The organism is Pseudarthrobacter enclensis (genome assembly GCF_030811655.1).
GTDB lineage: Bacteria > Actinomycetota > Actinomycetes > Actinomycetales > Micrococcaceae > Arthrobacter > Arthrobacter enclensis_A.
In genome coordinates this window covers 69,183-83,572 of the sequence record NZ_JAUSRE010000016.1, presented here as the reverse complement: position 1 = coordinate 83,572, position 14,390 = coordinate 69,183, and the positions used below count along the sequence as shown (strand labels likewise).

The 14,390-nt window shown below is 65.7% G+C and carries 16 protein-coding genes; 3 read left to right on the top strand and 13 right to left on the bottom strand.

Annotation, left to right across the window (positions count from 1 at the left end):
• Nucleotides 1–33 precede the first annotated feature (33 nt).
• From J2X98_RS15220 to J2X98_RS15185, 8 genes are all read right to left on the bottom strand, one after another.
• A complete protein-coding gene (locus tag J2X98_RS15220) occupies nucleotides 34–858 on the bottom strand; it encodes a class I SAM-dependent methyltransferase (protein ID WP_307309693.1) in 825 nt (274 codons plus the stop codon).
• 66 nt (nucleotides 859–924) lie between these two features.
• Nucleotides 925–2,154 carry a D-mannonate dehydratase ManD gene (manD, locus tag J2X98_RS15215; RefSeq protein ID WP_307309690.1) on the bottom strand — a complete coding sequence of 410 codons (1,230 nt, stop codon included), beginning with the start codon at nucleotides 2,152–2,154 and terminating at the stop codon, nucleotides 925–927.
• Between the two features lie 62 nt (nucleotides 2,155–2,216).
• Nucleotides 2,217–3,188, bottom strand: a complete 972-nt coding sequence (locus J2X98_RS15210; RefSeq protein ID WP_307309687.1) for a sugar kinase — start codon at nucleotides 3,186–3,188, stop codon at nucleotides 2,217–2,219.
• The gene (locus J2X98_RS15205; RefSeq protein WP_307309684.1) at nucleotides 3,185–3,862 is read right to left on the bottom strand and encodes a bifunctional 4-hydroxy-2-oxoglutarate aldolase/2-dehydro-3-deoxy-phosphogluconate aldolase; all 678 of its coding nucleotides are present in this window, start codon (nucleotides 3,860–3,862) and stop codon (nucleotides 3,185–3,187) included. The genes J2X98_RS15210 and J2X98_RS15205 overlap by 4 nt, the downstream gene beginning before the upstream one ends.
• 5 nt (nucleotides 3,863–3,867) lie before the next feature.
• Entirely contained in the window at nucleotides 3,868–5,016 is a 1,149-nt protein-coding gene (gene dgoD, locus J2X98_RS15200) for a galactonate dehydratase (protein ID WP_307309681.1), read from the bottom strand.
• A gap of 10 nt (nucleotides 5,017–5,026) precedes the next feature.
• The gene (locus tag J2X98_RS15195; RefSeq protein WP_307309679.1) at nucleotides 5,027–5,902 is read right to left on the bottom strand and encodes a carbohydrate ABC transporter permease; all 876 of its coding nucleotides are present in this window, start codon (nucleotides 5,900–5,902) and stop codon (nucleotides 5,027–5,029) included.
• Entirely contained in the window at nucleotides 5,899–6,852 is a 954-nt protein-coding gene (locus tag J2X98_RS15190) for a carbohydrate ABC transporter permease (RefSeq protein WP_141944315.1), read from the bottom strand. Before J2X98_RS15190 ends, J2X98_RS15195 begins: the two co-directional genes overlap by 4 nt.
• 94 nt (nucleotides 6,853–6,946) lie before the next feature.
• Nucleotides 6,947–8,245: an ABC transporter substrate-binding protein gene (locus tag J2X98_RS15185; RefSeq protein ID WP_141944317.1), complete on the bottom strand. Its 1,299-nt coding sequence runs from the start codon at nucleotides 8,243–8,245 to the stop codon at nucleotides 6,947–6,949.
• 138 nt (nucleotides 8,246–8,383) lie between these two features.
• On the opposite strand from J2X98_RS15185, the gene J2X98_RS15180 reads away from it, so the two are divergent.
• Nucleotides 8,384–9,154 carry a FadR/GntR family transcriptional regulator gene (locus tag J2X98_RS15180; protein ID WP_141944319.1) on the top strand — a complete coding sequence of 257 codons (771 nt, stop codon included), beginning with the start codon at nucleotides 8,384–8,386 and terminating at the stop codon, nucleotides 9,152–9,154.
• A gap of 14 nt (nucleotides 9,155–9,168) precedes the next feature.
• On the opposite strand, the gene J2X98_RS15175 is transcribed toward J2X98_RS15180, so the two are convergent.
• Together J2X98_RS15175 and J2X98_RS15170 are read right to left on the bottom strand one after the other, a co-directional pair.
• A complete protein-coding gene (locus tag J2X98_RS15175; RefSeq protein WP_307309776.1) occupies nucleotides 9,169–10,320 on the bottom strand; it encodes a cation:proton antiporter in 1,152 nt (383 codons plus the stop codon).
• Nucleotides 10,321–10,417: 97 nt separating this feature from the next.
• Nucleotides 10,418–11,344 (bottom strand): LysR family transcriptional regulator, encoded by a 927-nt coding sequence (locus J2X98_RS15170; protein WP_307309674.1) that lies wholly within the window; start codon nucleotides 11,342–11,344, stop codon nucleotides 10,418–10,420.
• Nucleotides 11,345–11,463: 119 nt separating this feature from the next.
• On the opposite strand from J2X98_RS15170, the gene J2X98_RS15165 reads away from it, so the two are divergent.
• Complete coding sequence (locus J2X98_RS15165; RefSeq protein WP_307309672.1) at nucleotides 11,464–11,805, top strand: CBU_0592 family membrane protein; 342 nt, start codon at nucleotides 11,464–11,466, stop codon at nucleotides 11,803–11,805.
• 30 nt (nucleotides 11,806–11,835) lie between these two features.
• Here the strand turns inward: J2X98_RS15165 and J2X98_RS15160 are convergent, their stop codons facing one another.
• On the bottom strand, nucleotides 11,836–12,300 hold the full coding sequence (locus J2X98_RS15160) for a phage tail protein (RefSeq protein WP_307309671.1): 465 nt from the start codon (nucleotides 12,298–12,300) through the stop codon (nucleotides 11,836–11,838).
• A 57-nt stretch (nucleotides 12,301–12,357) separates the two neighbouring features.
• On the bottom strand, nucleotides 12,358–12,795 hold the full coding sequence (locus J2X98_RS15155) for a universal stress protein (RefSeq protein WP_141944331.1): 438 nt from the start codon (nucleotides 12,793–12,795) through the stop codon (nucleotides 12,358–12,360).
• Between the two features lie 540 nt (nucleotides 12,796–13,335).
• On the opposite strand from J2X98_RS15155, the gene J2X98_RS15150 reads away from it, so the two are divergent.
• Nucleotides 13,336–13,626 carry a hypothetical protein gene (locus J2X98_RS15150; RefSeq protein WP_307309669.1) on the top strand — a complete coding sequence of 97 codons (291 nt, stop codon included), beginning with the start codon at nucleotides 13,336–13,338 and terminating at the stop codon, nucleotides 13,624–13,626.
• Here the strand turns inward: J2X98_RS15150 and J2X98_RS15145 are convergent.
• On the bottom strand, nucleotides 13,611–14,360 hold the full coding sequence (locus J2X98_RS15145) for a GAF and ANTAR domain-containing protein (protein ID WP_307309665.1): 750 nt from the start codon (nucleotides 14,358–14,360) through the stop codon (nucleotides 13,611–13,613). The genes J2X98_RS15150 and J2X98_RS15145 overlap by 16 nt on opposite strands.
• Nucleotides 14,361–14,390 lie beyond the last annotated feature (30 nt).

Genomic DNA, 14,390 nt, shown 5'->3' with positions numbered 1-14,390 from the left:
GGCCGCGGAGGGTGCCGGGGCTGGCTCCGGCGATCAGGACGGCTTTGAGCAGGCAAACATGACGGTCCGGATGCGTCGCTCGGCGAGGTTCGCCACCTGATTCGCAGTCATCTGCGCGAAGCTGTCGCCGAGGAAGGTCGCGAAGGTCACCGGCGGTGGCCCCTCCCGCTGGATTTTGGCACGCATGTGCTGGAACCAGGCAAGGCTTTCGTCCGAGGAGTCGATTTCCGAGATGACCTCGAAACCCGCCAACGGCAGGAGTCCGCGCATGTCTTCCAGGGTCGCGGGAAAGCTGGTCGAGGAGTCATCGGCCCACGGCACCGGGTAGTACACCTCGCCGCCTTCACCCTGCAGGACGTCGTAAACCACAAACGTGCCGCCCGGCCGGAGGACCCGGTAGGCTTCCGCGTACAGCGCGTGCTTGTCGGGGATGTTCATGGCCACGTGCACGGTCATCGCCGCGTCCACGGACTCGTTGGGAAGGCCGGTGGCTGTTGCGTCGCCAACCTGGAAGCGGGTCAGGTCCGACAGGCCTGTCCATTCCGAGAGCGCCGTCGCCACCTGGCAGAACTCCGGAGTGAGATCGACACCCGTGACCGTGCACCCGGTCAACTCGGCGAGCGTCCGGGCGGGGCCGCCCAATCCGCTCCCAAGGTCAAGCACATGGGAGTCGGGAGTGAGGGCGAGTGCCGCCATGATTTCCAGAGTTGCCCTGCGGCCGCGGATGTGGAATTCGTCAACAGCAGCGAGGTCGGCCGGCCGCAGCGATGTGCGGTCCACGCCGGCCGCGTCCAGGGCAGAACTGATGGCAGCCAAAAGTTGCCCGGGGCCGGTGTAGAAAGCCGAAACCTGATTCATGGCGCCATCCTCACACCGGCTTACCGCAGCGTCAACGGGAATCGCTCCTGCCTGTCGTGGCGGGTGTTACCAGTCGTGGACGGTGCCGTCGACGAGGCGGTTGTAGGGCAGGTAGGCCTGCTGGTAGGGGTAAGTCTTGGCGGCTTCCTCGTTGAACTCAACCCCGATCCCGGGGTTGTTGCCCGGGTGCAGATACCCGTCCACGAACGTCATGGACTGCTCAAAGACCTCGTTCGTCCGGGCCGAGTGCTGCATGTACTCCTGGATCCCGTAATTATGGATCGCCAACCCCACATGCAGCTGCGCCGCGAACCCCACCGGCGAAATATCCGTCGGCCCATGGAACCCGGACTTGATCTGGTACTGCGCCGCGAAATCCATCACCTTCTTCAACGGGGAAATCCCGCCAAAATGCGTCGACGCGGCCCGCACATAATCGATCAGCTGCTCCTTGATCAGCGTCTGGTAATCCCACACGGTGTTGAAGATCTCCCCGATCGCCAACGGCGTCGTGGTGTGCTGCCGCACCAGCCGCAGGCCCTCCTGGTTCTCCGCCGGGGTGCAGTCCTCCAACCAGAACAAGTCATACGGCTCCAACGCCTTGCCCAGCTTCGCGGCCTGGATCGGCGTCATCCGGTGATGCCCGTCATGCAGCAACGGGATCTCCGGACCAAACTCATTCCGCACGGCTTCGAACACCGTGGGCAGGTGCCGCAGGTACGCGCGGGTGTCCCAGTCTTCTTCCTGCGGGAACGCACCCCGCCCCGCCGGCTCGTAGTCATACCGCTCCCCCGACGCCTGCGCCTGCGCCGCCACACCGTAGACAGCCTTGATCCCGGGCACCGCCGTCTGGATCCGGATCGACTTATAGCCCAACTCCAAATGCTCCCGGACCGAATCAAACAACGACTCAATATCGGACCCCGACGCGTGCCCGTACGCCCGCAACCCGTTCCGCGACGCACCACCGAGCAACTGATACACCGGCATTCCCGCCAGCTTGCCCTTGATATCCCACAACGCCATATCCACCGCAGCGATCGCCGCCATCGTCACCGGACCCCGCCGCCAATACGCACTCCGGTACAGGAACTGCCACGTATCCTCAATCCGGTGCGGATCCTTCCCGATCAGCAACTGCGCCACATGCTCCCGCAAATACGCCGCAACAGCCAACTCACGACCATTCAGCGTCGCATCACCAATACCCGTCACACCCTCGTCCGTGGTGATCCGCAGGGTCACGAAGTTGCGGGTGGGGCTGGTAACGAACACTTCGGCGGCAATGATCTTCATGGCTGGCTTTCGGGTCGGGTTGGTTGGGAGAGTGCGGAAGTTCGGGGAACGACGGCCTTAGGTCAGCGAAGGGTGCTGCCCCGGACGGCGTCGAGCAGGGCAAGTTCGTCGAGTCGGGGCAGGCCCTCCCAGTCGCCGCGGGTGCTGACGGCGAAGGCTCCGGCCAGGACGCCGCGGCGCAGGCGGGCGGGGACACCGTCGCCGTCGAGCAGTGCTGAAAGGTAGCCGGCGGTGAACGCGTCGCCTGCTCCAACGGTGTCCACACAGGTCACGGCGATGGCCGGGGCCTCAATGACGGCGTCAGCGGTGTACACCGCAGCGCCCGCTGCGCCGCGCTTCACCACCACTTCCCGGACTCCGGCCTCCAGCAGCCGGCTGGCAGCGGCAGCTTCGCCACCAGCAGCCCCTGCCGCCCCGCTACCCGCCTGGGGTGGGGCAATCAGGTCGAGTTCGTCGTCGGACGCAATGACAATGGTGGCGTGCCGCGCCAAAGGACCAAGCACCGACCGCGCCTGGTCCCGGGACCACAGCTTGCTGCGGTAGTTCACGTCGAGGCTGACCACCATCCCGTCACCGGCAGCCCGTTCGGCCGCGTACTCCACCGCGTCCCGCGCCTCCGCGCTGAGCGCCGCGGTGATGCCGGTCAGGTGCAGGATCCGGGCCCCGCAGTCCATGGCAGCCGCAACCTGGCTGCGTGCGATGGCGGCTCCGGCCGATCCGGCACGGTAGTAATAGGCCCTGCTGAGGTCTGCGGTGCGCTGTTCCAGGAACATCACGCCCGTGCTGCGCTCCGGGTGGACGCTGAGGTGCAGGTGGACGCCCTCTCCGCGCAATTGCTTCAGAATGAATTCACCGTGCGGATCCGCTCCCACGGAGCCGGCCCAGGACGCCGTGTGGCCAAGCCGTGCAACACCGATGGCAACGTTCGATTCCGCGCCGGCCACCTGCATGTTCAGTGTTCCGCCGGAGGCCAGCGGGCCGGTGGACCGGAGCGAGACCATGGACTCGCCGAAGGTCAGCAGGTCCACAGTCATGAAGGGGTCCCGGTACGGGCTGCGAATTCGGCAGCGAGGCCCAGGAAGCTCCGGGCCCGGTCCCGCATGTCCGTGAGGTCGCCGCCGGATGCTGCCTTGCCGAAGAGCGGACCACCGAGGCCGACGGCGATGGCCCCGGCTTCCCAGTACCCGGCGGCTTCATCGAGGCCCACGCCGCCCACGGCGATGAAGGGAATGTCCGGGAACGGATCGCGGACGGCTTTCAAATAGCCGGGGCCGCCGATGGATGCGGGGAAAAGCTTGATGGCGGTGGCGCCGCGCTCCATCGCCTCGTAGGCCTCGCTGGGGGTCAGGGCGCCCGCCAGGACTGGGATGCCGGCGCCGGCCGCCTCGCTGATGGACGGGGCCAGGGAGGGGGTCACGATGAACTGGCCGCCGGCAGCCGTGACGTGTTCGACGTCGGCCTGGCTCAGGACGGTGCCGGCGCCCACCAGGCAGCCGGCCGGGGCAGCCGCACGGACTTCGCGGATTGCCTCCAGCGCGTTGGGCGTGGTGAGCGCGATCTCCACGTAGCGGAAGCCTTCCTCCATCGCGGCCAGCGCGGCCTTGGCGGCAGCACCGCCGTCGTTCCCGCGGACGATGCCCACAAGCCGGGCCTGCCTGATGCCGTCCAGGAGGCCGGCCGGGGTGACAGCTGAATTCGGGGATGTCATGGGGTTCACCATTCTGCGAAGGATCCGTCGGGGTGGCGCCACACCGGTCCGCGCCAGGCATGGCCGCGCTTGTCCGCTGCACGGACCACGGCCTCGTCGATGTCGACGCCGAGCCCGGGCCCGGTGAGCCGCTCGATGTGGCCGTTCACGAATTTGAAAGGCGTCTTGTCAACCACGTAGTCCAGGACTTCAGCGCCCTGGTTGTAGTGGATCCCGATGCTCTGTTCCTGGATGAGGAAGTTCGGCGTGGCAAAGCCGACCTGCAGGCAGGCCGCGAGCGCCAGGGGGCCGAGCGGGCAGTGCGGGGCGAGCTGGACTTCGTAGACCTCGGCCAGTGCGGCGATCTTGCGCACCTCGGTGATGCCGCCGGCATGCGAGAGGTCCGGCTGGGCCACGGCGATGCCTGCCTGCAGTGCAGGGAGGAACTCCTGCCGGCTGTAGAGCCGCTCCCCCGTGGATACGGGAGTGGTGGTGGATGAGGTAAATTCCCGCAGCAGGTGGGTGTTTTCCGGAACCACCGGCTCTTCGAGGAAGAAGGGCCGGAACGGCTCCAGCAGCGGCGCTACCCGCCTGGCGTTGGCCAGGCTGAACCGGCCGTGGAAGTCCACTGCCACGTCCCGGTGGTCGCCCAGCACTTGGCGGGCCGCGGCGACACGGCGGATGACGCCGTCGATCTCCGCCACCGAGGCCACCGGGCTCATCTTGCCGCTGGCGTTCATTTTGACCGCGGTGAGCCCCACTTCCAGCTGGGCGCTGATCTGGTCGGCCACCTCGTTCGGTTCGTCGCCGCCCACCCAGCCGTACATCCGGATGCGGTCGCGGACATGGCCGCCAAGGAGCTGGTGCACGGGGGTGTTGAAGTGCTTGCCCGCGATGTCCCACAGCGCCTGGTCCAGGCCGGAGACGGCGCTGGCCAGGATGGGGCCGCCGCGGTAGAAGGACCCCTTGGTCATGACCTGCCAGTGGTCTTCGATCCGGAGGGCGTCCCTGCCGACGAGCAGTTCGGAAAGTTGTCCGACGGCGGCGCGCACCGTCTCGCTGCGGCCCTCGCAGGTTGCCTCGCCCCACCCCACGATGCCGCTTTCGGTTTCGACCCGGACAAAAAGCCAGCGGGGTGGAACGAGGAATGTTTCGGTCCGGCTGATGACGGTCACGCGGTGGTTCCTAACCCTTGGTGGCGCCGGCGGTCAGGCCGGAGACGATGTACTTCTGCGTGAAGAGCGCAATGATCATGATGGGGATGGTCACGACGGTTGCCGCCGCCATCAGGCCGCCCCAGTCGATGCTGGCGTAGGAGACGAAGTCGAAGATCGCCACCGGCAGGGTCTTGGTCTTCGCCCCGGAGAGCACCAGCGCGAACATGAAGTTGTTCCACGAGAAGATAAAGGACAGGATTCCGGCGGTTGCGATGCCGGAAACAGCCAGCGGAAGCGTGATCAGCCGGAACGCGCCGATGGGCGTGAGGCCGTCCACCTCCGCCGATTCCTCCAGCTCCAGGGGCAGCGAGTCGAAGTAGCTCATCATGATGTACACGATCAGCGGCAGCGCCACGAACATGTGGCTGAGGATCAGGACTTCGAACTTGCCCACCATGCGCAGGTTGGAGAACACGTAGTACCAGGGCACCAGGAGCGAAACCCCGGGGATGACGCGGGCCATGAGGACCACCAGCGCGGAGCGGTGCATGGTGAACCGGCTCATCGCGTACGCGGCAGGGACGCCCAGGACGATGGACAGCGCGGTGGAAACGAACGCCACCCAGAAGCTGTTGACCACGAAGACGAAGTAGTTGTTGCGCTGCAGCACGTTGGCGTAGTTCTCGAAGGTGGGCGAGAACACCAAGGCCTTGGCGGTGTCGTAGATGTCCACATTGGTCTTCAGCGAGGCCAGGAGCATCCAGAACAGCGGGGCGAGCAGGAACAGCACCACCACGATGAGCGCCACCACCCGGAAGACCTTGTAGGCGCGGGTGCCCAGGGGCTTGCGGCGGCGCGGGGCCCTGTTGGTGGTGGGTGCGGGGGAATCTGTCATGACGGTCATTTGCTTACCGCTTTCTTGCGCATGGTGAGCAGCCACATGGAGCCGATGATGATCATGAAGAACAGGATCAGCACCGCGGAGGAGAGCCCGTACTGGTTGTAGTCGAAGCTCAGGCCGTAGGCGTAGACGTTCAGCGTCTCCACTTCGTGGAAGGAGCCGCCGCCCTTGCCCTTGGTGGCGTAGAGGATGTCGAAGGTCTTCAGGGCATCGATGCCGCGCAGCAGGATGGCCACGATCACGGTGGGCATCATGAGCGGCAGGGTGATGTAGAAGAACCGCTGGAAGGCGTTGGCGCCGTCCACGCGGGCGGCCTCGTCCGGTTCGTCGGACAGCGAGGTCAGGCCGGCCAGGAGGATCAGGACCACCATGGGAGTCCACTGCCATACGTCCATGAAGATGGTGGTGCCCAGGGCGGTGTCCTGTCCGGAGAGCCACGGCTGGGGCGGGATGCCCACCATGCCCAGGAGCTGGTTGGCGAAGCCGATGTTGGGATCGAAGATCAGGCGCCACATCATGCCGACGGCGACGGGGGTGGCCACCAGCGGCAGCAGGATGGCAACGCGGACCCACTTTTCGCCCCGGAAGGGCCGCCACAGGAGCAGCGCGACGCCCATTCCCAGCACCACTTCAAAGGCCAGCGCGACGCCGGTGAAGGAGAGGGTGCGTCCCACGGCAGGCCAGAAACGCTCGGTGTCACTGAGGACCGTGAGGTAGTTCTGCAGCCCGATGAACTCGGTCGCGGCCCGGACAGAGCCCTGGGAATCGGTGAGGCTGAGGTACAGGGTCCAGGCGAGGGGGAAGACGATCAGGACGCCGACAAAGATCATGGCCGGCGCGGCGAACAGCCACTTGCGGTGCCGGTTGGCCCAGGCGGAAAAGCTGCCCCCGGAACGGGCGGGGCCACCGGTCCGGCGGGTGCCGGCGCTGCGGGGCGGGTTCAATACAGACATGGTTCACCTAAGGAGTTTGGGGGTGAAGTGGGCCGCGCCGGGACGGCCGTGGAGCCGTCCCGGCGCGGGATGTGGCGCAGGGGGCGCCTGTCGCCTACTTCTTTTCGCTGTCCAGGAAGCTCTGGAAAGCGGTCTGGGCGTCGTTGGCAGCGGCGGCAGGGTCCGATCCGGTGATGGTGGACACGATCGGAGCTCCCACGATTTCGCGTGCCTTGCCTACCGTGACAACCTCAGGGCGGTCATGGCCCACCCCGTTCTTGGCGCTGGTGGAAATCGCGTCCGCGAGGTCCTTCGGGTAGGTGGAGGTTGCGTCGGGGTTGGCCCAAACGGATGTGCGCGGGCCGGGGACGCCTGCCTTCTGGGCTTCCAGCGTGCGCTCCTTGCTGGTTGCCCACTGGATGAACTTCCAGGCGTTCTCCTGGTTGCTGGAGTTCTGGTTCACGCCGAGGGCCCAGGAAGGGATGTTGTACGGTTTGGAACCGGCCGGGCCGGCGGGCAGCGGGGCGAAGCCCACCTTGTCAGCCACCTTGGACTTGGCGGGGTCGGTGGCGTTCTTGTAGAGCGAATCAGCCTCGGTGTAGAAGGCCGCGCCGCCCTGGGTGAAGATGGCCATTGCCTCCGGCCAGCTCATGTCGGTGCTGACGTTGGCGGGGCCGTAGTTGCGGATCAAACCGCCGTAGAAGGAGTAGGCCTTCTTGGCTGCATCGGTGTTGACGGAAGCCTTGCCGTTGGAGTCGACGAAGTCGCCGCCGAAGCTGTACAGGAAGCTGGAAAACTGGGTAACTGCGGCAGATTTGTTGGTGCGGGCCACAAAGCCGGCGGTGCCCGGGTTCGATGCCTTGATGGTCTTCGCCGCCGCTTCCAGTTCATCCATGGTCTTGGGGACCTGGAGCCCTGCGGCCTGCAGCAGGTCCTTGCGGTAGTACAGGACCTCGCGCTCGGTGATGATCGGAACGCCAACCACCTTGCCGTCAGCGGTGGTGGCCTTGACCGGGCCCTCCTGGTAGTCCTTCCAGTCCCAGTTGGGGTCTGCGGAGACATTCTTGGTCAGGTCGGCGAGGTAGCCGTTCTTGGCGAAGGCCTTGCCTTCCTGCAGCGGGCGGTACATCATCACGTCGATTTCATCGCTGCCGGCGTTGAGTTTGACGTTGTACTGGTCCGAAAGCTGGTCCTCGCCCAGCTGGGTGAGCTCAACCTTCAGGCCCGTGGACTTTTCGAACTCCGGGATGGCGGCCTTGATGCCGTCGGTCCAGACATGGTTGGCCAGGGTAACGCGGACAGTCCCGGACTGCTTCGCCTGGTCGCTGCCACCTCCGCCGCCACCGCAGGCGGTCAGCCCCAGCGACATGGCCGCGGCCACTGCCGCGTACTTCACAATCGAACGCCGCTTCATTACGACTCCCTTTGCCTTCAGGGCCCGCAACTTCGCGGGCCGGATGCAAACGCCTCTTTACGTCTGCTGTGTTCTGCGAGCATAAACAAATAAGGCAGACATATACAAGGGCTTGCGGTAGCCCCATATGATTTATTCATGACAATCCCAAAGGCGGCATTGGCCCCGGACCTGCACTCGTCGCTGGTCGAGAACCTGGGGCTCGCCATTGCCGAGGGAACGCTGGCACCGAATTCCATCCTGCGGCTGGATGAGCTGGAGGCGCAGCACAAGGTGTCCCGCTCCGTAATCCGGGAAGCCACCCGGGTCCTCTCCTCCATGGGGATGCTTGAGTCCCGCCGGCGCCTGGGAACAGTGGTCCGGCCTGAGGCAAGCTGGAACCTCTACGACCCCCAGGTGATCCGGTGGCGGCTGGCATCGGCCAAGCGGCTCGAGCAGCTGCGGGCCTTGAACGAACTGCGCGGGGCCATCGAGCCACAGGCTGCCCGCCTCGCAGCCGAACGCGCCTCCCTGGACCAGGCCAGCGACCTCGTGTCCATGGCCGCGCGGCTTTGGGCTGCGGGCCAGCGGGGGGACCAGGATGAATTCCTGCGCCTGGACATCGAGTTCCACGCCGCAGTCCTCAACGCCTCCGGCAATCTGATGTTTTCGCAGCTCCATAAACTCGTGGCCGAAGTGCTGGCAGGCCGCACCCAGCACGGCCTGATGCCCCACCTTCCGGACCATGAGGCATTGCAGATGCATGTGGACGTGGCCAGCGCCATCCAACACCGTGATGCCGGCGCCGCCCACGCGGCCATGAGCCGGATCGTGGAGCAGTCCACGGAGGAAATGGGCGACATCTGGTCAAGCAGCCACGCGTCGGATACGGATGGCGGCCCGTCGGAGGGCGTCACCGCAGGCACATAGCGCGGAGGAACCTGCTACCCCGCCGGCGCCGGGGCCTCCCGTGCGAATGAACGGGCAGCACCTGAGCCAGCCGCGGCGCTTGCCCCGATGGTGATGAGGGCACCCAGGATCAAGGCCGAGGCTTCACCCGGCTTCAGCAGATCCGTCTGGGACCCGATGGCGGCCGCCGCAACCGGCACGCCCAGCTGGGAGGCCGAAAGCACCGCGAGCGGGAGCGGTTGGCCGAGCAGGCGCAGGCTTCCGTGGACCAGGAGGGTCCCCGCTCCAAGGCAAATGCCGAGAAGCACCATTCCTGGAGTGCCGGCGAGCGCGCGGAGGTCCAGCGATGCGCCGAGCCAGACGAAGAACACAGGCCCGAGGAAACCATCACTGACCGCGAAGAGCTGGTGCGCCAGGCGCCGGGGCTCACCCACTGCCGCCACCACCAGTCCAAACGAGAACCCGGCGAGCATGACCGACACGTGCCCTGCAACGGCGATGCCGGAAAGCGCGAAGAGCAAGGCAAGCTGGATGCGCAGTTCCAGGGCGAACTTCCGTTCCTCGGACACGTCATGCACCCGCCCGCGGGTGCCGCTGCGCTCCAGCCACCGGAGCCCGAAGAACAACACCACGGAACATGCCGCGACGGCGGCCGCCCCTGCTGCTGCCCTCGGAGCGTTGGGCGGGTCCACGGCCAGCGGAAGGGCCACAATGCAGGCGATGTCCGCCACCGCCACCTGTGCCGTCGTCGTAAGGACTTTCGGTCCCTCCAAGCGCAGGGAGTCGACAATCGGCAGGACCAGTGCCGCTGACGAGGATGCCAGCAGGACGACGTAGAGCGGGGCATGTCCGGTGCTGAAGACAAACGCAATGATGGTTCCTACGGCGGCCGCAAGGGCCGCGGCGATGGCAGCACGCAAAGCGCCGCCGCCCAGCGCTGGTCGGATGGCACGGTCCCGTACCGGCACATGCGTTCCGGCGACGAACATGATGAGGGCGAATCCCACGTCGGCGACGAACGTGAACGTCGGATCTGCGGAATCCACCAGCCCCAGGCCGGTCCGTCCGATGGCGATGCCGGCCAGCAGTTGCCCGAGCACCATGGGAAGGTGCCATGTCCGGGGGAATGCCAGCAAAGGTCCGAGGAGCGCGACGGCGGCGATCAGGGAAAGCTGGAAGAACGACACCTGCCTCCTTTTTGCCGGCGCCCGGCGGACGGCTGGTGCGGCCACAGTACTCATGCCGCCGCCTTCGGTCAACGGGGCTGGCAGGCCTGCAGGCAGGTCAGGATGCCGACCGCGTGTCGAACGCCGCCGCTGATTCGCGCAGCAGCCGTGCCACGGTATCCACGGGCAGGCTGCTGCGCCGGCGGCGTCCGCCGAACCGCCGCAGGACGATGCGCCGCGTACCCAGCCCGGGAACGTCCAGGACCTCCACCCCGTCCTGGACCACGCCGGTCAGGGCAAGGGTGGGGACGATTGCGACGCCTTCGCCCGCGGCGACGAGGGCGAGCGCCGTCAGGGTGTCCAGGTACTGGTGGACCGTTTCCATCTGCATTCCCGCGGCGCGGCCCAGCCGGCTGAGCACGGAAACGTTGGCTGCCGAAGGTTCCACTCCCAGCCATGGAAGCGGCAGGCGCCCGAGGTCGATGTTCTCGGTGGTGAGCAGGGAGCCGGACGGCACCACCAGTTTCCACGGCTCATCCAGGAGTGGCTCCTCAATCAGTCCCGCCCCAGGCGCACGCTGCCCGGCCGCCGTCGAATCAAGCTCCACCACGACGGCGTCAAGCTCGCGCTGGCGCAGCAGCCGCATGAGGACGGGAAAGTCGTCTTCCACAATGTGGATCTGTAACTGCGGGTACTGGGTGCGCCATGCCGGCAGCCGCGGGATCACGACGGTCCGCACGAAGCTGGTAAATCCGCCCACGCGCACCACCCCTGCCACCTTGGCCCCTCCTTCCATCCGGGCCAGGGCAGCGCTGAGCGCGCGTTCGATCTCTTCACCGGCTTCTGCTATCGCCACGCCCGCCGGCGTCAGCACTGAGCCCTTCGGCGTGCGCAGCACCAGGGCATGACCGGTTTCGTCCTCCAGCTTGCTGAGTTGCTGGGACACAGCCGAGGGGGTGATTCTCAGTTCCTCGGCGGCCGCCAGGACGCCGCCGTTCCGGGCAACCGCGAGAAGGACGCGCACGCGGCGCGGATCGATGTCCATGTTAAGTAGTTCTAAACCATAGCTTCAGAAGAAAGCAATTGAACTAAATGAATTACGGAGCCAATAATGGCCATGACCGGACTGAAGGCCGAAGGAGAATTCGCGTCGGGAGGCAACGCATGGAACTGGTATGGGAAATTTCCGGTTGGGCCGGTGCGGTTGCGATTCTCAGCGCCTACCTGGCCGTTTCGATGGGATGGCTCAAAGCCGGCAAGGGCTTCCAAACCGCCAATCTTTTGGGGTCCTGCGCCTTTATCGTCAACGGCGCCTTCCACGAGGCGTGGCCGTCGGTGGTCAGCAATGTCGCCTGGTTCCTTATTTCCGCCACGGCACTTTTCCGCATGCGGGCTGCCCGGGTATCTGCTGTTGATGAGACGGCGCCGGTGCAGCTTCCGGGCGTGCCCGAGACAACAGGCCAGCTTGCCGTCATTGAACCGCCTGGGGCGGCCTGTCCCCTGTAAGTTCGGCCTGCACCGGGGAAGCCGAACGTTTCAGTACTCGCCCTTGATCACGAAGTAGGAGCCGCGGATGGTGCCGGCGAGCTTGGATTTCTGGCGGGCGAACTTGAAGCTGGCGGCCAGCTCTTCCGGGACTTCCATCCCATCGGAGAGCTTAAAACCCACGGCCCGCTTGCCGCCCTCGTCGATCGCGTACATGACGTTGATGGCCAGCCCGGATACGTAGAACACGTAGGCCATCCGCAGCCCGTCCACTTCGAAGGCGGATACCTCAAGCGGCTTTGATGCGATGACCAGGTTCCGCTCGGTGGACAGGATGGTGTTCACGTAGTCCAACACCTCGGGAGCCTCGGCCGCCGGGACTACAGTGAAATCGTGGCCGTACTTGTTCTTGTAGTACCGCGCCTCGTTGGCCCGCAGGCCGGCCAGCGCGTCCGCCACCGGCGATGATTCCAATCCGGCGGTGGACACGTTTTTGAAATCCACGGTGTACGGCATCGGTCCTCCTGGGGATGGTTTTTCGCCCATCCTTCCAGACGCAGCCCCATGCCGCAGCTAGTCTGTGCCTGGCTCCCGGATCACCAGCACCGGGCAGTGCGCGTGGTGGATTGTCTGGTGGGATACGGAGCCGAGCAGCATCCCGGTGAATCCGCCGTGGCCGCGTGATCCCACTGCCACAAGGTCGGCGTCCCTTGAAGCATCGATGAGCGCCGCGGCCGGATTGCCCTCCACAATGCGGCCCGTGAGGGGCACGCCGCGGTCTTTGACGCGTTCGAGTTCCGCTTCGAGGATGGCCTGCGCGTCCTTCTGGAAGATTTCGTAGTCCCAGGCTGTGCCCATGGCGTCGCTGACATAGGGGAAGCTCCAGGCGGTTATTGCCTGCACCTCACCCTTGCGCAGCCTGGACTCCTCCACCGCCCAATCCATGGCCGCCTTGGACTGGTCGGAGCCGTCCACGCCCACCACGATTTTGAAACTTCCGCTGCCAGCCACAGTTTTCCTTTTCCTCCTGCGCCGATGGGATCGGGGCTATCCCTGGCCCGTTGATGGGCCTTGCGCCGGCACGGCCACTGTCGAGTGTTCCGCCGCAGCTGCCTTGTGGGGGTTGCCTGCTTCCCTGGCGCAGTGCAGGCAACAATAGACTCCGGCTTCGCTCTGGACCGGGTGCCCCAGGATGCGGCAGCCGCAGTGCTCGCACGCGGGAGCCATCATATGAATGGCGCACTCAAAGCTGTCGAACGTGCCGGTCTGGTTCCCCATACTGACGGTGAACATGCGGCCCTCGCTGCTGCCGCAGACATCACATGCGCCCATGGTCCTGCCTCCTGTTGTACTCGCCTGCTCCAGACACTCAAGTTGACTGCGCGGGCGGGTTTCCTGCCTAGGGGCGAAGGTCCCACGGCATCCGCACTGGGCAGGACGGGTCTGCCAGAAGGTGGTTTCCCAGAAGAAATTTTTCGGATCCCGCCCATCCGCCGGGCGGCTGGCTTCGAAACCCAATTGACGGAGTACAACCAACGCTAGGACGGGACAATGGATGCCTTGGACCAGCAGGCCCTGACCGGTGCTGTCATCAAGGAACACCGGCTGGATCTGGCGCAGCTGTGGCTGGAATTTGTGGGGCTGGGCGGGGACGCCTCCGAACAGCTTCTCCGGGATTATTGCGCGGGTGAAGCCGGCCTCTCCACGAAGGAGAGGGACGCACTGGCGCAGGCCGTTAATGAACACTGCGCCGCGGAGGGGCTGCCGCTGCGGGCTCCCCTCAGCAGCTCCGCCCTGTTCCTCTGCCAGCCGAAGCGGCAGGACCCCTACTCGTCAAAGTAGGTGAAGGTGTCTGCGGCGCCGGCCACCGAGGCGACCACCGCCGCGGCAACCTCGCGGAGCTTCATGTTCCTGCTGTTGGACGCGTCCCGGAGCAGCTTGAATGCTGCGGCCTGGCTGCAGCGGTTCTGCGCCATGATGGCCCCTGTCGCAAGGTCGATCACGGTACGCGTCTGCATTGCAGCGCTCATGCCTTCCTTGATCTCCTCAAGCTTCAGCATGCGCAGGGCCAGCTTGAGCCCCTTGGACGCCTGCCGCACAAAGGCCTCGGCAACATGGATTTCGTCCCTGATGTCGACAGGCTGTGCGCAGTAGAACGTCAGCACGCCCCGGGCATCACCCTCAAGCATCGCGGGAATGCTCAGCACCGAAAGGATGCCCTGCCTACGGAGCGCGCGGACGTACTCCGGCCAACGCTGTTCCCGCCGCAGGTCTGCCACCAGGACAGTACTGGCGGTCCGTATGGCCAGCAGGCCCGGTCCGTCACCGTGTTCGGATTCCAGCGGGCTCAGCAGCGCTGCACCGGTGTTGCTTCCGGCAGTTGCTGCGGGTTTCTTGGGCCGCAGCACCGTAATCTCGCAGAAGCATTCATGGTCCGGTGGAGCCAGCCTGAACGCGGCATACGCGGCAAGGTCCCGGAGGAATGCCTCAACCTCAGGGTTCTGCAGGAACGACTCCTGGAGATGCAGGGCAACGTCTGCGAAGTCCCCGCGTTCGGGGACGCCGGCGTTGGGCACGGTCTTACCTCCCGGACAGTAGTTAAAGCA